An 18274-nucleotide genomic window follows, 5' to 3' on the forward strand; every position below is an offset into this window, starting at 1 on the left:
TCTGATTCAGGGTGAGCCCATGAAAGTCGAGCTTGTTACGAACCTCAAGCGCCAAGCCACAAAAATTCTGGCCGATCTGCACCTGTCTAAAGAACCGGTACTGATCACGGAGCATGGCCAGCCATCCGCATACCTTGTCGATGTGCAGGATTACGAGTTTATGCAGCGCCGGCTTGAGCTGCTTGAGGGGCTCTCACGAGGAGAGCGTGCTGTACTTGAGGGAAGAACGTACAGCCAAAGTGAGGCTAGGGAGAAAATGAGTAAATGGCTGAAGTAATCTGGACGGAGCCTGCCCTTCAAGAACTGGATGCCGTCGCTGAGTACATCGCTCTGGATAATCCTGCTGCCGCAAGTCATCTGATTAAAGAAGTTTTCGATAAGACCGAGCGATTGGAAGATTTTCCCCAATCCGGACGGATTCCTCCCGAACTCCCCAATTCGGTATACAGAGAGGTAGTGGTTCCACCGTGTCGTATTTTTTATCGTGAGGATGAGAAGCGGGTTCTCATCCTCTATGTCATGCGAGAGGAGCGGCAGCTTCGTGCGTTCATGCTTGGAAGCAGCTAACCCGGCGCAGTTCACTCGGATGCCTTTGTCTGCGCTTCGCTATGCCAAAGTCAGCGGTGCGCTTCGGCGCTAAAACGAAAACACAGGAGGTCACATGCAACGGATTGCATCGCAAATTACTCTGCTTCTTCTATCTTTGATCCCCAGCATTGCCCTTGCCGAAAACTCGACTCCTGAGGGCTATCTCGCTAATAATCCGCTGGTATTGGAGGTTCGGTAATGTGAGTGCCTGGCCATCAAAACCGATGGCACACCCTCCTACCTGTTGCCAAGTTTTCTATGGGAGTCCAGTCTCTTAAAGGTTAGTGTGTCGAGCACAGATAATGGCTTTGCTTCTTCAGGCGAGTTGGCCATAGGTTACGAACTCAAGCCAGTTACAGGCTCGCCCGACCAATTTCAATTCAACTATGCTGGCAATCACACTACGAGTAATGGGGACAGTGCTGGCAACGGCGGGTTGCTGTTGGTTCAGGGTCAGTGGGTCAATCTTTTCGGCTCACAGCATGAGACCCAAACTGGATCGCAACACAGCAGTGTTGCGGTGCGGCTGGCTAAGCCCGATGGTTCCTGATGGCAGTTTTTCATAAGTTGATTAAGTCCACTCCCTGCGCTCGCAAGCTCGCGCCGTTATGCGTAGAAATGGAGGATTGAATGCTCAAAGAGTTATTTTTTCCCTGTCATTGAAACAGAACGATTAACAGTGAAGCCTTTAGCAATTGATGACTCGGATAGCCTATTGGAGACTTTTTTCTGATCCTGAGGTTATGCGGTATTGGAATACTGTTCGCGTCGATCCGCGGCTTCAGTTTTCAGCACATCTACCCGGCGTTTCCGGCTGTTCATGCCCAGGTGCTGATGCTGTCCATCCCGTTCCTGGCGATGTTCTCCATCTTGTTCTGTATGGAATTCTTGCGGGTGCGTTCCCACAGCCCCCGGCTCCGCGCGGCTTTGATCGGGATGTTGATTTTCGAGATTCTGTACTTTCTGGCGGTACCGTTTCTGGACTACAAAACGGGGATACTGCTGGCGGCTGTCTCGGCGTTTGTGTTCTTTTCCCTGTTGATGATTGCCGGGCCCGTGAGCTGGGCTGCCGGCGTTCGGGCCGGGATCTTTTTTACCGTGGCGTGGTCTCCGCTGACCGTGGGGGTCATGGCCACGGCAGGGCGGGCTTTGGGTGTGTTTCCTGAGAACTTCTTTACCAATTACGCCATGCAGATTGGTTCGGGGCTGGAGGCGTTTATTCTTACCCTGGCCCTGGCGGACCGCTTGTACCGGGAAAGGGAGCAGAAGATTAAGGCCCAGGCCGATATCCTGCGCCAGGAGAAGGCACGCCGTGATGCCCAGGACCGCCTGACTTACGCCATGACCCATGACCCGGCCACCGGCCTGCCGAACCGAAATCGCTTTGAATGGATGGTAGATGAACAGCTGCAACTGAACCCGGGTGGTTCCTATATGGTGGGTGTGGCTCGGGTAACCGGCCTGGAGGAGATTAACCGGACCCTGGGCCTTGAGCGCAGTGAGCGGCTGCTTAAGCGGCTGGAAGAACAGATGACCATGCTGGCAGGGCATGAACTGTTTGCGACGGCCCTGGAGACCTATGGCTTGCAGGCCGGCGATGTCATCGTGGAGCTTACGGAAACAGCAGCGATGGACGACCCCGAAAAAGGTTTGCAGGCGCTGGAACGGCTTGCCAGTTCGGGCCTGAAGGTGTCCATCGATGATTTCGGGGCCGGCTATTCGTCGTTATCGTACCTCAAGCGCCTGCCGGCCAATGAAATCAAGCTGGACCGGTCACTGCTGCAGGATATCTGTACCAGTGACAGCTCAAGGACCATCGCTGAAACCGCCATTACCATGGGCCGAAGCCTGGGTTTTCTGGTGGTGGCGGAAGGCGTGGAAGGCGAGGCCTCCGCCCAACTGTTGGCAACCCTGGGGGCCGATATGTTGCAGGGCTTCTGGCTATGCCGGCCAGCCCCGCTGGAGTCGATAAAAGACTGGCTGCTTACATCCAGTTCCGTCGTTTGAAGAACCAGATCAGGCCGGCGGTAACGGCAATGATCAGCCCCCACACCATCGGGTAACCATAGTACCAGCCAAGCTCTGGCATTGCCCAGGGGCTGTCCGGGTGCTCAAAGTTCATCCCGTACACGCCCACAATAAACGTCAGCGGGATGAAGATGGTGGCGATGATGGTCAGTACCCGCATGGTGTCGTTGGTTTTCTGGCTGATGCTGGAGAGGTAGATATCCAGCATGCTGGTGGCCATGTCCCGGAAGCTTTCCAGGAGTTCGATAATCTGGATGCTGTGATCCTGGCAATCCCGGAAGTAAATCAGGGTGTCCTGGTGTATCAATGAATTTTCCATGCGCATCAGGGTGGTGAGCGCTTCCCGTTGGGGCCAGAGAACCCGCCTGAGCATCAGCAGCTCCCGCTTCAGGTGGTGCAGGGCCGTGAGGGTTTGCTTGCGGGGGTGCTCCAGCAGTTCGATTTCCATTTCCTCCAGCTTATCGCCAAAGGTTTCCAGCACCGGGAACGCGGAGTCGGTAATCAGGTCCAGCATGGCGTAAAGCAGGTAGTCGATGCCCCGAGAGGAAAACCGGCGGTTGTTGGGCTGGCGAATGCGCTTGCGGACTGGCTCGAACGGGTCCTCTTCCAGCGGGCACAGGCAGATCAGGTAATCGGCACCGGCGAACAGGCTGACCTGAACCACTTCCAGGCGCTCGCCATCGAACATGGGCATGGCGGCGATGAGAAACACCTGGTCGTCATACAGTTCCATTTTGGGGCGTTGGCCGCTGTTAAGCACGTCTTCCAGCGCCAGGTCGTGCAGGTCGAACATATCGCCCAGGGCGCGCAGGGTGTTGGCGTCGACGGGGCCGTTGATCTGAATCCAGGTTTTGGAGTCCCGCTCCAGGTAGTCCTGGCACTCCTCCGCCGTGGCCAGCCGTTGTTCTTCGACATGGTCACCCGAGTAGTCGATCAGGTGAATGGACATCTTATGGTCGGAGTCAGAGGATACCAGGGTGCCAGGGGCGGTGCCGGGCGCATGGTAGTGCTTGCTGAAGTAGGCCATGTAAAGCGTGTCCTGCGATAACGGTTCAAATTAAAACGTAGCACAACGCCAGGAAAAACAACGTGAAAACCGTTGGTTACTCAATGTTAATGCATTAATGGTCAGTTTTTTCGGAATACCTTCGCTGCCCACCCGTCTTCCTGATGAAAGCAACCCGAAAGGGCAAAACACAGGAGGATGTTTCCATGAAAAAGCATGTACTGACACTCGCAATCTGTTCCCTGGTTTCCACCGGCGTGTTCGCCCAACAAGGTGCCGCCAATGCGAACGTGGAGGCTGAGGCCAACATGAGCGCCCAGGCCAGTGCCCGCGATGGTGCGTCGGCTCAGGGCAGCGGCTCAGCCAATGCGCAGGCGCAGGTTGATGGCGATGCGGCCCGTGACGAAGCCACCGACCACGGTGAGGCGGTCAGCACGGAGGCTCGTGAGAGCGCCAGCCAGGCGGCCAGCATGGGCGTTGAAGTGGGTGAGCGGGTCAGCGGTACGGCCCGGGCCCAGGGCGAGGCCGCTGTAGACAGCGCGGCCCAGCGCCGTGAGCAGGCTCGCGAACGGGTGAATGAGGCCCGAAATGCCGAGATTCGCGCTGAAACCAACAAGCAGATTGAAACGTCTGTTTCTGACACGGTCCGTGGCGAGGTACAGAGCACTGTGCGTGGTGCCGTGCAGGGCACTGTCCGCAACGGTGGCCAGTAATCACTGATGCGACCATGGCCGGGCCCTGTGCCCGGCCTATGTTTGTGAGCGAACAAGGAGCAGACATGCGTAAGCGTCAACGAATGTCGATCTGGTTTGTAACGCTGGGGCTTGCGGTGCCGGCGGTACAAGCGAATTCCGAAATGAACGGCTACCTGGCCGGCGGCCTGGAACACGACAGCAACGTGACGGTAGACGAGCTGAATGCCTCGTCGGATCAGAGCGACGAAGCCTGGGTGTTTGAGGCCGGGCTGGAAGGCATTCTGAAGCCCACTGAAGGGCTGAACCTGACCCTGGGATACGACCTGTCCGGGCGCCGGTATCACAATCTGGACCGGTTTGATCAGGACATTCACCTGCTTTCTGCAGATCTGAGCTACGATTTTGATCCGGTCACCGTGGGCGCCAGTTATCACTATTCCTACGCCACCCTGGATTCTGACCGGTTCCTGGATTTCCGGCGCACCAGCCTGTATCTGGGCAGTCTGATTGGCGAGAACGTGTACCTGCGGGCCAGTGTTCAGGACAAATCGAAGGATTTCAACGAGGGTACCGCCCGGGATTCCGATATCCGGGGTGGCAGTTTTGATGCGTTCTTCTTTTTCAATCAGGCCCGCAGTAACCTGGTGTTCGGGGTTGACCTGGACGATGAAGATGCCCGTTCCGATGCCTACGACAACCAGCTGCTGCGGTTACGGGTGGCGTTGGTGCATCGATTTACCGTTGGTGGCCAGGACAGCCGCTTTCGGTTGGGCTGGCGTTATGAAGATCAGGAATACGATGAGGTGGTGATCACGGAGGAGACCGGCCGAGGGTTAAATGATTTTCTGACCCGGGATCTGGCCGAGCGAACCAGCCAGAGGGTGGACAAGGCCCGGGTGGTGGAGGCCAGCTGGCAGCTGGGCCTGAACGAGGTGTTCAGCCTGGAACCGAAGCTGTCCTACGGCCACTACACCTCCACCATCGATTCCGCGGATTACGACCGGTTTGTGGCAGGTGTGTCGCTGCGAGCGGGTTTCTAGTAATCCAGCAAACCATGGCCGAACCGGGTATCGCGGCCCGGTTCGCCGAGATCCCGGGCATTGCTCTTCAATGCTTGTATGGCCCCGGACAAATCAACCCGGTTGAGCTCGCAGGCCAGTGCAGAGGTCACCACCGGAGCGGCCAGAGAGGTGCCGCTGTCCAGCGCCATGCCACCCTCGGGTTTGGCGACCGGCACAGCAACACCGGGGGCGGCAAAGAGCACCTGCTCGCCCTGGTTGGCCCAGCGGTATAGTTCACCAGAGGCATTCACCGCCGTGACACCGATGACCGGCCCATAAGCGGCCGGGTACAGCGGAGGCGCAGCCGGCCCTTCGTTACCGACAGCGGCAACTAAACCGATTCCCCGCTCATCCAGGCGTTCGATGGCTGTTTTCAGCAGCCGGTTGTCGGGTCCGGTTAGGCTGATATTGATCACTGAAACCTCCTGGGCCGCCAGCCAGCTCAGGCCATCCAGCAAGTGCCCCAGCGTTGCTCCGGACAGCGCCTGATCCCGCCCATAGAAGACCGAGGCATTGAACAGCGTGGCTCCCGGTAATCGGGCCGGCCACTGCGGTGCCCGGCGGCCGATCATCAGGCTGGCTATTGCCGTACCGTGGGCGGTAGGCGCGGCAAGTTCGCCCTTTGCCTCTGCCAGTTCCAGAAAGCTTTCCTGAACAATCTGTGCGCCTTCAAACACCGGGTGATCCAGCGCAATGGCGGTGTCCACCATGCCTACCCGCACGGGCGCGGAGCACAGGCTTTGCCACTGGGGCCGGGCCACGTCGCTGCTTTCGGGGGCGTTGTCACTTTGTGGCGCATAAATGTGGTTCCGGTCCAGTTGATCTGCCAGCCCCGGCAGTTGCGCTTGCAGGGCGTCCAGCGAATCCAGTGCCGGGGCTACCCGAAACCGTACCAGAATCATGCCCAGGCCGGTCAGTTCACGGCGCTCCAGAATGGTGATGCCAGGGCGGTCCAGTTCGGCGACTTCAGCGGCGGTGCCGGTGGCCAGCCACTGGCGCTCCACGGCCCGGAAGCCGTCATCCAGCATCACATCATTGAACGCTTTGCCGCCTTGCTGCGTGTGAATAGGGAGAGAGCGCGGTAACCGGGGCAACTGGCCCCTGGCCTGATCAACGCGGGCTTCAATGAGTTGTTCCACGGCGTCCAGCCGGCGGTCCACGGAGCGTTCGATGGCTCGCTCGGTTTTTTGCTCGACCTTGCGGGACACAGAGTCCAGTTGCCTGTCCAGTGCCTGGCTGCCAATGGCCAGCGCCATGGTAGACACGGAACACAGGGTAAGCACGCTGATCAGGCCAAGGGTGGTATCGAGTTTCATAAACGCCTTTCGGTTGAGCCAAGGGTGTAGGGCTTTCTGGTTATTTAACGGCCGGGGGCGAAAAAAATTCCCTTTGGCCGGGAATAACGTTCGGCCTGAGCCGTTCTACGGATAACACTCACGAAAAGACAATGCCATGCAACAGGAATTGACTGAACTGTTACCCGGGCTGCGGCGATTTGCCTATTCGCTGACCGGCTCGATGCCGGATGCCGACGACCTGCTTCAGAGCACGGTGGAGCGGTTGCTGGCACGGGACCGGCCGGATGACGCAGACCTGACCAAATGGGCGTTCCGGGTGTGCCGTAATGTGTGGATAGACGAATGCCGGGCCAGAAAGGTTCGCCGGGAAGCGGCCGAAAAGCCGGAACTGTCGGATGGCCAGGTGGTCAATGGCGAACACCACACCACCCAGCAGATCGAATGGAGCAGGGTGGATGCGGCCATGGCGGAGCTGCCCCAGGACCAGCGCCAGATTATCTCACTGGTGGCCATTCAGGGCCTGCCCTACAAAGTAGTGGCCGATATTCTGGAAGTCCCCAAGGGCACCGTCATGAGCCGCCTGGCTCGAGCAAGAGCCGCATTAAGTGAGGCATTGGCGCCGGCGGCGGGTATGAGGACTGAATCATGAACATCACAGACGAAGTACTGTCCGCGTTTCTCGATAACGAACTGAGCGAGCCGGAAATGAACGCGGTGCGCGATCAGATCGCCCTGGACCCGGCACTGGCGGACCGGCTGGCGGAACTGGCCTCGGTGGATGCCGAGTTGCAGCGGCATTACGGGGCCATTGATCAACAGCCCATGCCGGATGGGGTAACGCGATTGCTGGCGCAGGCCGCCCCCGAGAACCGCCCGGACAACGTGGTGGCCTTTCCCTGGTGGCGCCGACTGAAGGAACATTCTGGAAAAGCTGTGGCTGCGGCGTTTGTGGCCGGCTTTGCCATGACCCAGTGGCTGGGCTCACCGGCGGTGGACGATCCCGCATGGCCGTCCATCGCCCAGGCTTTGGAGCAGCAGCCCAGCGGTCAGGCCTATGAGGTTAATTCCGATGCCACCGTTATGCCGAGACTGACCTTCCGGAACCAGGCTGGCGACTGGTGCCGTCAGTTCCGCGTTGACCAACCAGGGGCATCTTCTGAAAACGTTGCTTGCCGGGATGCCAGCGGCACCTGGCAGGCCGTGGCCCGCGCCGAGGTTGAACCGCACCAGCCCGGCCAAACCTACCAGACAGCCAGTGGTGGTCAGGCCATGGACGATACCCTGGATCAACTGATGGCTGGGCCTGCACTGAGCCCGCAAGACGAGCAACAGCTGCTGCAAGATGGCTGGGACAACCCCTGAGCCCTGCCAATGGTCTAAGCTTTTGGTAGACAAAGGAGGCCGTTATGTTTGTGGCAGAGAGATCCACCGGGCGCTTGATTGAAGTGCTGGACCGATTCGGATTACCGCCTGAAACCGTAGCCGGAAACGGAATATTTGAATCCTTCCTCTCATTTCTGTAACCTTTTTATTAATTGAACGTTCAATTAATGAAAAATACGGAAAAGCGCACGCCTGCCATGCCAAAAGTCGGAATCAAAGACACCCGTCGCCAACAGTTGATCGACGCCACCATGGAGTCCATCGCCGAGCTGGGGATGCAGAACACCACCATTGTCAGCATCAGCAAGCGGGCGGGGATGTCCTCCGGGATTATCAGCCACTACTTCGGGGGCAAGCAGGGGCTGATCGAGGCGGCCTTGCGTTATCTGCTGGACCAGCTCGGCAAGGAGCTGCGGGAGCGCATGGCGAAAACCGATCGCTCCCCGGCCCAGCGGCTGGATTGCATCATTGAGTCCAACTTTTCCGAGTTCCAGCGTTCGGCGCTGGCGGCGAAAACCTGGCTCAGCTTCTGGGCCCGTTCCATGCACGAGCCGGGGCTGAAGCGGCTGCAGCAGATCAACAACGCCCGGCTGTACAGCAACCTGCGCTACTCATTTGCCCAGGTGTTGCCGCCGGATCAGGCCACGGAAGCGGCCCGGCAAACGGCGGCGATGATTGACGGCTTCTGGCTGCGCAGCGCCCTGAGCCTGGACCCGGCCGAAAGCTTTGAAGCCGGCGAGCGGCTTTGCAAGCAGTTTGTTCACGAGACACTGGCCCGGGCAAGCGCCTGAGCCAACGCGAATTCCATGGCCCACAAGGCCTGAAGACACCGAATTGAGGTTATCAACCGCTTATGTCTGCATCTGTTCCTGTTGTTCAGAACTTTGTCCACGGCCGGTTTCTGGCCAACCGTTCCGGTGAGACCTTCCCGGTGGTGAATCCGGCCACCGGCCAGGTGATCTACCAGGTGGAAGTAGCGGATGAGGCGGTGCAGCAGGCCGCCATTGAAAGTGCCCGCGCCGGCTTTTCCCAGTGGGCGGCCACCCCGGCTATCGAGCGCAGCCGGATTCTGCTGAAAGCGGTAGCGCTGCTGCGCGAGCGCAATGACGAACTGGCAGCGGTGGAAGTACGCGACACCGGCAAACCCTGGCAGGAAGCGGAAGCGGTGGATGTGGTGACCGGTGCCGATGCCATCGAGTTCTTTGCCGGCCTGGCGCCGTCCATCGAGGGCAATCAGCAAGACCTGGGCGGTGATTTTTACTACACCCGTCGGGAGCCGCTGGGGATCTGTGCCGGTATTGGCGCCTGGAACTACCCGATCCAGATTGCCTGCTGGAAATCCGCGCCGGCCCTGGCCTGTGGCAACGCCATGATCTTCAAACCGTCGGAAGAAACACCCATGGGCGCAGTGAAGCTGGCGGAAATCTTCATCGAGGCCGGCGTGCCAGCGGGCGTGTTCAACGTGGTGCAGGGCGCGGCCGAGGTGGGCCAGTGGCTGACCCATCATCCGGAGATCGCCAAGGTATCGTTCACCGGCGAAGTGGCCACCGGCAAGAAGGTGATGGCGGCGTCTGCTTCGTCCCTGAAAGACGTGACCATGGAGCTGGGTGGCAAATCCCCGCTGATCATCTTTGACGATGCGGATCTGGAGAACGCCATCTCTGCAGCCATGGTGGGCAACTTCTACACCCAGGGCGAAATCTGCACCAACGGCACCCGGGTGTTTGTGCACGAAGACATCTACCCGCGCTTTATTGAGCGGCTGCTGGAACGCACCCGCAAGAACATCAAAGCCGGTGACCCGATGAACCCGGCCACCAACTTCGGTGCCCTGATCTCCAAAAAGCATCAGGATCTGGTTATGGGCTACATCGGTAAAGGCATCGCAGAAGGTGCCACGCTCAGCCACGGGGGCCGGGCGTTTGAGCCGGAGGATGCCAAAGGCGGCTACTTCGTGGAGCCCACCATTTTCACCGACTGCACCGACGACATGGCCATCGTGCGGGAAGAAATCTTCGGGCCGGTGATGTCGGTGCTGACCTTCCGCGATGAAGACGAGGTGATTGCCCGGGCCAACAATACCGATACCGGTCTGGCTGCCGGGGTGTTCACCAACGACATCCGCCGGGCGCACCGGGTGATTCACCAGATCCAGGCCGGTATTTGCTGGATCAACAGCTACGGCGCCTCGCCGGCGGAAATGCCGGTAGGCGGCTACAAACTCTCTGGCATTGGCCGGGAAAACGGGCGCGAGACCATTGCCCACTACACCCAGATCAAATCGGTGTATGTGGGAATGAACGACATCGACGCCCCGTTTTGAGCAGCCACCACAAAGGCCCTGCTGCACTGAACTGCAGCGTTGCGCGGTACTCGAAAGCTCACCTACCTACAGGTAAGCCTCGCTTTCTGCGTTCCGGGCGCCTTGCATTTCAGCACATCAGAACCTTTCTGGCGGCTGCTGAGTGAAAAGAGGATTGCGTATGACAGAAAACCGATACGACTACATCATTGTGGGCGCGGGCTCGGCCGGCTGTGTGCTGGCCAACCGCCTCACCGAAGACGCCCGCCACAAGGTGCTGCTGCTGGAAACCGGCGGCAGAGACAAAAGCATCTTCATCCAGATGCCCACAGCCCTGTCCATTCCTATGAACACCAGGAAGTACGCCTGGCAGTTCGAGACCGAGCCGGAGCCGTATCTGGATAACCGCCGCATGCACTGCCCCCGGGGCAAGGTGCTCGGTGGCTCCTCGTCCATCAACGGCATGGTGTATGTGCGTGGCCACGCCCGGGATTTTGACGAATGGGATTCCGAGGGTGCCACAGGCTGGCATTACCAGAACGTGCTGCCGTATTTCAAAAAGGCGGAGACCTGGGCCTTTGGCGGCGATGACTACCGGGGCGACACCGGCCCGCTGGGGGTCAACAACGGCAACAACATGCGTAACCCGCTGTACAAGGCGTTCATCAAGGCGGGCGTGGATGCCGGCTACCTGGAAACGGCCGATTACAACGGCGCCCAGCAGGAAGGCTTTGGTGCCATGCACATGACCGTGAAGAACGGTCGCCGCTGGTCCACGGCCAACGCCTACCTGCGCCCGGCCATGGCGCGACCAAACCTGACGGTGGTTACCCACGCCCTTGTGCACAAGGTGGTGCTCGGTGGCGCGGATGGCAAAACCGCCACCGGTGTGTGTTACGAGCAGGGCGGCAAGATGCACGAGGCCAATGCCGCTGAGGAAGTGATTTTGTCTGCCGGTTCCATAGGTTCACCCCATCTGCTGCAGTTGTCCGGCATCGGCAAACGAGAGGTTCTGGAACAGGCCGGTATTGAGGTCAAGCACGATCTGCCCGGCGTGGGTGAGAACCTGCAGGACCACCTGGAATTCTACTTCCAGTTCCGCTGCAAACAGCCGGTGTCGCTCAACGGCAAACTGGACTGGTGGAACAAGCTCAAGATCGGCGTGCGCTGGATTCTGCGCAAAGACGGGCTGGGCGCCACCAACCACTTCGAGTCCTGCGGTTTTATCCGCTCCAAGGCGGGTGTTGAGTGGCCGGACCTGCAGTACCACTTCCTGCCGGCGGCCATGCGCTATGACGGCAAAGAAGCCTTTGATGGCGACGGCTTCCAGCTGCACATTGGCCACAACAAGCCGAAAAGCCGGGGCTATGTGCGGGTTCAATCCGCCGATCCAAGACAGGCACCGACCATCCGCTTTAATTATCTGGAGCACGAAGCCGACCGGGAGGGTTTCCGGGACTGCGTGCGCCTGACCCGCGAGATCATCAACCAGCCCGCCATGGACGATTACCGGGGTGCGGAAATCCAGCCCGGCGTGGATGTACAGACCGATGACGAGATCGATGCCTTTGTGCGCCAGGCGGTGGAGAGCGCCTACCACCCATCCTGCTCCTGCAAGATGGGCACCGACGCAATGGCGGTAGTCGGGCCAGACACCCGTGTACACGGGCTCAAGAATTTGCGGGTAGTGGATTCGTCCATCTTCCCCACCATACCCAACGGCAACCTGAATGCGCCCACCATCATGGTGGCCGAGCGGGCAGCCGACCTGATCCGGGGCAAGGAGCCCCTGCAACCTGAGGATGTGCCGGTCCATATGGATGACCAGTGGCAGGCACACCAACGACCGGGGCAAGCGAAACGGGTGCTGATCTAGCGCCCGAAGCCCCGGCCCCGGGGGCGCAAGGCCTCCGGGGTTAGCAAACCATCAGGATTTCCCTATCAACGCGACGGCTGTGCTGGTCGTTTCCTGGGCGTCAGATAGGCAAGTCCTGGCCCGTAACGAGAAGAAAACGCGGGGGTTTGTGTCCGATTCGAATTAAGCAGCGCTTAAAAAGTAGAGGAGGAACACCCATGCTGTGCATTAAACTGAAAACAACCAACCGGAGGCTCAGCGCATGACACTCTGGTTATCCACAGGCCTGATCTTCACCTTCGCCGCCATTGCCCTGATTCTGTACAAATGGTGGGACGTACAGTGTATCGGCGTGACGCCGGTTCGCACCCTGACGTTCATTGCCATTCTGTTCACCTCGGGCCTGGATGTGGGGCTGATCATGTTCCCGCTGACGGAGTTTGGCAGTTATGCCGATCTTTCTGCCAGCCCGGAATACGGGTTCGCCAATCCCCTGGCCATTGAGTTTGGCTTCTGGGCGTTCCTGATCTGGGGCTTCTATTTCCTGACCTGTTTTTACTTCGCCATCATCGAGCCGAGGGTGAAGTTCTTCGAGGTTCCGGTGGTGAAAATCATCAATAATGTGGTGATCATCGGTACCTGTGCCTTCACGGCGTACCTGTTGCTGGTGAACCTGCCCTGGTATCTGCCGCAGTTGGGCGACGGTGAAACCGTGATGCCAGCGTTCTATGTGATCGTGTTTGCGGCCATTGCCCTGGCCGTGTACTCCAGTTCCAAGATCAAGTATGTGCGGATTCTGAGTATCGGTTCCAGTGTGCTGTTCATTGCCCTGATTGCCGGCATGTGGCTGCGGGCCTTTGCCATGGGTAAGGGCTCACCGGCGGATTTCTTCGGCACCGCAGGCATGCTGGGGGAATACTTTACCAACATTCACCGATTTGCCCAGCCGATCAACGAGTACCATGAGTTCTACCTGTTCTGGTGGTTCTCCTGGAGCATCATGATTGGCCAGTTTACGGCTCGCTTCGTCAGCGGTATCAAAACCTGGCAGTTGCTGATTGCCATGCTGGTGGTGCCGTCCATCGCTATCGGTGTGTGGTTCTCGGTGCTGTTCCACTACCACGCCGAGGGTCTGAAGATTGCGGCGATGACCAACCTGGCCATGATTTCGGTGGGGGTTCTGATGGTGGTGAACTCACTGGATTCGCTGATTCGGCTGTACACCGATAACCTGAACCTGACCGCCCGGCGTATGGGCCGAATGAACTACGTGATCGTGAATTTTGGCGTTATGGTGCTGCTGACCATGCTGTTCCAGCTGGATTTTTTGCGTATTCAATGGGTTGGAGCGCTGGTGATCGGCCTTTACTTCGCCTGTTTTGCCTACATTCTGGCGAACAAGCGGGCCGAGGTGGCGGCCATCAAATCGTCACCAAAAGAAAATATTCTGGATTTCCGAAAGATTGAACTTGCGGGATAAGGCCCCATTGATAGGTTAAGCCTATTCCGGGTTTGGAAATAATCAATTTTCACCCAGTGGGCCAAAGCCGTATCTTATGCACCGTTTTCAAGCCTAAACCCAAATGAACCAACAGGAGTTATTCTGAGATGGGTATCATTAACAGCGAAATCAAACCGTTCAACGCCACCGCATTCAAGCAGGGCGAGTTTGTTGAAATCTCTGAAGCAGACGTAAAAGGCAAGTGGGCCATTTTCTTCTTCTACCCGGCCGACTTCACCTTCGTTTGCCCGACCGAACTGGGCGATGTCGCTGACAAGTACGAAGAGCTGCAGAAGCTGGGCGTTGAAGTGTTCTCTGTGTCTACCGACACCCACTTCACCCACAAAGCATGGCACGACACTTCCGAGACCATCGGCAAGATCAACTATTACATGGTAGGCGACCAGACCGGCACCATCACCAACAACTTCGGTGTGATGCGTGAAGGCCAGGGCCTGGCAGACCGCGCTACTTTCCTGATCGATCCGGATGGCGTTATCCAGGCGATGGAAATCACTGCTGAAGGCATCGGCCGTGACGCAGACGACCTGCTGCGCAAGGTTAAGGCTGCCCAGTATGTTCGCAACCATCCTGGCGAAGTTTGCCCGGCCAAGTGGAAAGAAGGCGAAGAAACTCTGGCTCCGTCTCTGGACCTGGTTGGCAAGATTTAAGTTTCCCTTTTCGGGTGAAACTTGCAAAAAGGCCCGCACAGCGGGCCTTTTTGGTATCTATCAATCGACTTCATGGAATCTTATAGGTCTGAGCTATCAGATGGGTTGGGTCAATCAATTTGAGAAGGCCCCGGCTTGCCCTTATCGTACCTGCAACTTCAGATAACGATTCATTTTTGAATTCAGACAGTTAGTTTCACGACATAAAGGGGAATACCGAACATGTTGGACGCCAATATCAAAGGACAGTTGAAGGCCTACATGGAAAAGCTGCAGCAGCCTATTGAGCTGGTGGCAGCCTACGACGACAGCAAAAAGTCCCAGGAGCTGAAGCAGCTGCTGGAAGAAATCGAGCCGATGTCCGAGAAAATCAGCCTGCGGACTGAAGATTCGGCTGATGTGCGCCGTCCGTCGTTTGCCATCAACCGTGTGGGCACTGACATTGGCGTGCGTTTCGCCGGTATTCCCATGGGCCACGAGTTTACCTCTCTGGTCCTTGCGCTGTTGCAGGTGGGCGGCCACCCGTCCAAGGCTTCTCAGGAAGTGATTCAGCAAATCCAGGAACTGGACGGTGAGTTCGAGTTTGAAACCTATTTCTCCCTGTCCTGCCAGAACTGCCCGGACGTGGTGCAGGCTTTTAACCTGATGAGTGTGCTGAACCCGAACATCAAGCACACCTCCATCGACGGCGCCCTGTTCCAGAACGAAGTCGAGCAGCGTGAGGTAATGGCGGTGCCGAGCGTGTACCTGAATGGCCAGCCCTGGGGCCAGGGCCGGATGACGCTGGAAGAAGTTGTGGCCAAGCTGGACACCAACTCGGCGGAGAAAGAAGCCAAGAAGATCAACCAGAAAGACGCCTTTGAGGTGCTGGTGATCGGCGGTGGCCCGGCGGGTTCTGCAGCGGCCATCTACGCCGCCCGTAAGGGGATTTCAACCGGTATTGCGGCCGAGCGCTTTGGTGGCCAGGTAGCAGACACCATGGGTATCGAAAACCTGATCTCCGTGCCTTACACCGAAGGCCCGAAGCTGGTGGCGGCCATGGAACAGCACGTTAACGAATACGAAGTCGACATCATGAACATGCAGCGCGCCGAGAAGCTGATTCCGGCGGCGCAAACTGGTGGCCTGCATGAAGTGAAGCTGGCGAACGGCGGTTCCCTGAAAGCCCGCACGGTGATTCTGTCTACCGGTGCCCGCTGGCGCCAGATGGGTGTGCCGGGTGAGGAAGAGTACCGCAACAAGGGCGTGGCCTACTGCCCGCACTGCGACGGCCCGCTGTTCAAAGGCAAGCGCGTGGCGGTGATTGGTGGTGGTAACTCCGGCGTGGAAGCGGCGATCGACCTGGCCGGTATTGTTGGCCACGTAACCCTGATTGAGTTCGGTGAGCAGATGCGTGCCGACGAAGTGCTGCAGAAGAAACTGCGCAGCCTGAACAACGTGAAGATCATTACCTCCGGCCAGACCACGGAAGTGGTGGGTACCGATGGCAAGGTCAGCGGCCTGAACTACACCGACCGTACCACCGGTGAGTCGCATCACGTTGAGCTGGAAGGCGTGTTTGTTCAGATCGGCCTGGTGCCGAACACCGAGTGGCTGAAAGGTGATATTGAGCTGAGCCAGCACGGTGAGATCATCGTAAATGATCGTAACGAGACCTCGATTCCGGGTGTGTTCGCCGCTGGCGATGCCACCACGGTTCCGTACAAGCAGATCGTGATTTCGATGGGCGAAGGTTCCAAAGCCGCCTTGAGTGCCTTTGATTTCCTGATTCGCAACTCCGCCGAGTAAGTTGTTCACGCAAGCCTGAATTCAGGCTGACCCCTGTAGCCGGCGCCCACGGGAAGTGGGTGGCCGGTTTTTTTATGGGTTGCTGGTGACGTCTTGCTCCAGGCTGCCGTCAACGCGGGCGGGCTTTCCGTCTGCCTCAAACAGATGGCCGTACGCTGAACGCACCCCATCAACGATAAAGTCAAAGGGCACGTCATCGAACACGCCGTGGTCGTTGATGTATTCCATATGGGCCTGGCCGTCTTCGGTGAACTCCTGGAACACGGAATCGTTCACGCCATCAAACTCCAGCGGTTCTACTTTCATCAGCGCGCAAAGCTGCTTGTTAAAGGCGGGTGTGGCTTTAACCCATTGGCCGTTCAGGTACAGCTCGATAAAACCGTGCATGCGGAAAATATCGGAGCGCAGCCACTCGATCAGCTTGGGGCTGGACAGGTGATTGCGCACATCGGCCAGGCCCAGACGGCTGGGAATGCCGATGTATCGTGCGGCTGCGCCGAGCAGCACCGCTTTGGGAATGCAGTAGCTCTCGCGGGATTCCAGCGCGTAGCTGGCAGACAGGGTGTTTGGGTCGGTCTGGAACACATAAGGATTGTACTGGACGCTGTCACGGACCGCCAGGTACAACGCCTTGACCTGCTCTACCGGTTCATTGGGCACACCCTCAAGTTGCTGGTCAATCCAGGCTTTGACTTCCGGCTTGTCGTAATCGAAGAATGCGGTGGGCTTGAGGTAGTTTTCCATGGTGATCTTCCGGCATTGGCGCATGATTGACCGATGATCTCTCGGTTAGCAAGCTATGGGCAATGACTTTATCCGCCAATTCGGCTGACCTTCCGTACCGGTTGTGATCGAGTTGGTGTTCTCCGGGGCTCGTATGTTGGAATGTTCGTTATACTGAACGACCAGAAACGCCAATGGTTAGGGAATTACATGGCATTACGCGCAGTCCTGCTGATCAGTCTCATTGTTTGCTCTTTTATGCGGGTTGCCGATGCCGGCACAACGCCAAGTGTGGCGTTCCTGTCACCAGACGATTCCCGTTTCTGGCAGATGGTGGCGGGGTTTATGGAGCAGGTGGCGGTTGATCTGGATGTTGACCTTGAGGTTCAGTTCGATACCGACCGGCACCGGTTCAGTTACTTGCGCATGGCCCAGCAAATCGTCACCGCTGAGGAGAAGCCGGATTATCTGATCATCATGTGCAAAGAGCTTGTCACCACTCAGATACTGGAGCAGGCCCATGGGCAGGGTGTGAAAGTGTTTTCTTTCAACACGGATGTGCCCGAGGCTACACGGGCCGCAGTGGGAATGCCCAGGGAGACGCTGGATAGCTGGATTGGCCATGTGGTGCCTGACAACGTGGAGGCTGGCCGAACCTTGGCCAGGCTGTTGGAGCGCCGGGCGGTGGAGCGTGGTTTGGTTGAGGCCGGGGAGCCGGTGCCGATGGTGGCGTTGACCGGAACGCAGGATTCTTCCGCTGCCAGGGATCGAAACCAGGGTTTGCTGAACGCCACCAGTATCGGTAATGGCCAGCTCTTGCAGTTGGTGCCCGCTGAGTGGAGTGAGCAGCAGGCCAGCGAAAAAATGTCGGTGTTGTTCCGGCGCTATCCGCAAACCACCGTGATCTGGAATGCCAGTGATGGAATGGCGCTTGGCGCCATTGAAGCCGCCAGAAACGCTGGCCGGACGCCCGGCGAGGATGTGATTGTTGGCGGTGTGGATTGGGAGCCCAGGGCGTTGGCAGCCATTCACCGGGGTGATCTGATGGTGAGCCTTGGTCGCCATTTTATGGGCGGAGGCCTCGCGCTGTTGCTCATTCACGATTACCACCATGGTTACGACTTTGCTGAGGGCCGGCGATCTGCGGCCTTGCGCTACCAGTTTGAGCCAGCGACAGCCGACAATGTGCATTTGGTCGAACGAATGCTGGCGCCGGAAAACTGGAAGGCCCTCGATTTCAGGCAATTCAGCCGTGCGCTCAATCCGCAGCTGAGAGAACAGGACTTCAGCGCTGAGCAATTAATGGATCAGTTTTCGTCCGGGCTTATCCAGCTGGGTGGCGGTAACCAGCTGGTTCGCCAATAGGGCCCTCCCT

At 58.2% G+C, this 18274-nt stretch carries 17 protein-coding genes; 14 read left to right on the plus strand and 3 right to left on the minus strand.

The genetic code is table 11. The features are described from left to right. The first annotated feature begins 19 nt into the window (after positions 1-19). The 3 genes from ASQ50_RS11180 (at position 20) to ASQ50_RS20815 (ending at position 2595) form a co-directional block, all read left to right on the plus strand. On the plus strand, positions 20-277 hold the full coding sequence (locus ASQ50_RS11180) for a type II toxin-antitoxin system Phd/YefM family antitoxin (RefSeq protein ID WP_022990189.1): 258 nt from the start codon (positions 20-22) through the stop codon (positions 275-277). Then, positions 265-567 carry a type II toxin-antitoxin system RelE/ParE family toxin gene (locus tag ASQ50_RS11185; protein WP_058090860.1) on the plus strand — a complete coding sequence of 101 codons (303 nt, stop codon included), beginning with the start codon at positions 265-267 and terminating at the stop codon, positions 565-567. Before ASQ50_RS11180 ends, ASQ50_RS11185 begins: the two co-directional genes overlap by 13 nt. A gap of 756 nt (positions 568-1323) precedes the next feature. After that, a complete protein-coding gene (locus ASQ50_RS20815) occupies positions 1324-2595 on the plus strand; it encodes an EAL domain-containing protein (protein ID WP_227513352.1) in 1272 nt (423 codons plus the stop codon). On the opposite strand, the gene corA is transcribed toward ASQ50_RS20815, so the two are convergent. Beyond that, positions 2573-3643, minus strand: a complete 1071-nt coding sequence (gene corA, locus ASQ50_RS11195; protein ID WP_058090858.1) for a magnesium/cobalt transporter CorA — start codon at positions 3641-3643, stop codon at positions 2573-2575. The genes ASQ50_RS20815 and corA overlap by 23 nt on opposite strands. 185 nt (positions 3644-3828) lie before the next feature. On the opposite strand from corA, the gene ASQ50_RS11200 reads away from it, so the two are divergent. After that, entirely contained in the window at positions 3829-4335 is a 507-nt protein-coding gene (locus ASQ50_RS11200; RefSeq protein ID WP_058090857.1) for a hypothetical protein, read from the plus strand. Between the two features lie 65 nt (positions 4336-4400). Further along, a complete protein-coding gene (locus ASQ50_RS11205) occupies positions 4401-5357 on the plus strand; it encodes a surface lipoprotein assembly modifier (RefSeq protein WP_197492682.1) in 957 nt (318 codons plus the stop codon). Here the strand turns inward: ASQ50_RS11205 and ASQ50_RS11210 are convergent. After that, on the minus strand, positions 5354-6694 hold the full coding sequence (locus ASQ50_RS11210) for a S8 family serine peptidase (protein ID WP_058090855.1): 1341 nt from the start codon (positions 6692-6694) through the stop codon (positions 5354-5356). The genes ASQ50_RS11205 and ASQ50_RS11210 overlap by 4 nt on opposite strands. A gap of 136 nt (positions 6695-6830) precedes the next feature. Here ASQ50_RS11210 and ASQ50_RS11215 point away from each other — a divergent pair, with 136 nt between their 5' ends. From ASQ50_RS11215 to ahpF, 8 genes are all read left to right on the plus strand, one after another. Then, a complete protein-coding gene (locus ASQ50_RS11215) occupies positions 6831-7325 on the plus strand; it encodes an RNA polymerase sigma factor (RefSeq protein WP_058090854.1) in 495 nt (164 codons plus the stop codon). Then, positions 7322-8038, plus strand: a complete 717-nt coding sequence (locus ASQ50_RS11220; RefSeq protein WP_058090853.1) for a hypothetical protein — start codon at positions 7322-7324, stop codon at positions 8036-8038. The genes ASQ50_RS11215 and ASQ50_RS11220 overlap by 4 nt, the downstream gene beginning before the upstream one ends. A gap of 218 nt (positions 8039-8256) precedes the next feature. Then, complete coding sequence (gene betI / locus ASQ50_RS11225; protein WP_058090852.1) at positions 8257-8850, plus strand: transcriptional regulator BetI; 594 nt, start codon at positions 8257-8259, stop codon at positions 8848-8850. A gap of 62 nt (positions 8851-8912) precedes the next feature. Then, complete coding sequence (betB, locus tag ASQ50_RS11230) at positions 8913-10382, plus strand: betaine-aldehyde dehydrogenase (protein ID WP_058090851.1); 1470 nt, start codon at positions 8913-8915, stop codon at positions 10380-10382. 160 nt (positions 10383-10542) lie between these two features. Next, the gene (betA, locus tag ASQ50_RS11235; RefSeq protein WP_058090850.1) at positions 10543-12237 is read left to right on the plus strand and encodes a choline dehydrogenase; all 1695 of its coding nucleotides are present in this window, start codon (positions 10543-10545) and stop codon (positions 12235-12237) included. Positions 12238-12478: 241 nt separating this feature from the next. Next, positions 12479-13696, plus strand: a complete 1218-nt coding sequence (locus ASQ50_RS11240) for a choline transporter (RefSeq protein WP_058090849.1) — start codon at positions 12479-12481, stop codon at positions 13694-13696. A 128-nt stretch (positions 13697-13824) separates the two neighbouring features. Then, a complete protein-coding gene (gene ahpC / locus ASQ50_RS11245) occupies positions 13825-14388 on the plus strand; it encodes an alkyl hydroperoxide reductase subunit C (protein ID WP_082780548.1) in 564 nt (187 codons plus the stop codon). Positions 14389-14610: 222 nt separating this feature from the next. After that, complete coding sequence (gene ahpF / locus ASQ50_RS11250; protein ID WP_058090848.1) at positions 14611-16176, plus strand: alkyl hydroperoxide reductase subunit F; 1566 nt, start codon at positions 14611-14613, stop codon at positions 16174-16176. Between the two features lie 72 nt (positions 16177-16248). On the opposite strand, the gene ASQ50_RS11255 is transcribed toward ahpF, so the two are convergent. After that, a complete protein-coding gene (locus ASQ50_RS11255; RefSeq protein ID WP_058090847.1) occupies positions 16249-16920 on the minus strand; it encodes a transglutaminase-like domain-containing protein in 672 nt (223 codons plus the stop codon). 189 nt (positions 16921-17109) lie between these two features. Here ASQ50_RS11255 and ASQ50_RS11260 point away from each other — a divergent pair, with 189 nt between their 5' ends. Continuing rightward, a complete protein-coding gene (locus ASQ50_RS11260; RefSeq protein WP_082888477.1) occupies positions 17110-18264 on the plus strand; it encodes an ABC transporter substrate-binding protein in 1155 nt (384 codons plus the stop codon). The last annotated feature ends 10 nt before the right edge of the window (positions 18265-18274 follow it).

The sequence above is a fragment of the Marinobacter sp. LQ44 genome (assembly GCF_001447155.2).
Classification (GTDB): Bacteria; Pseudomonadota; Gammaproteobacteria; order Pseudomonadales; family Oleiphilaceae; genus Marinobacter.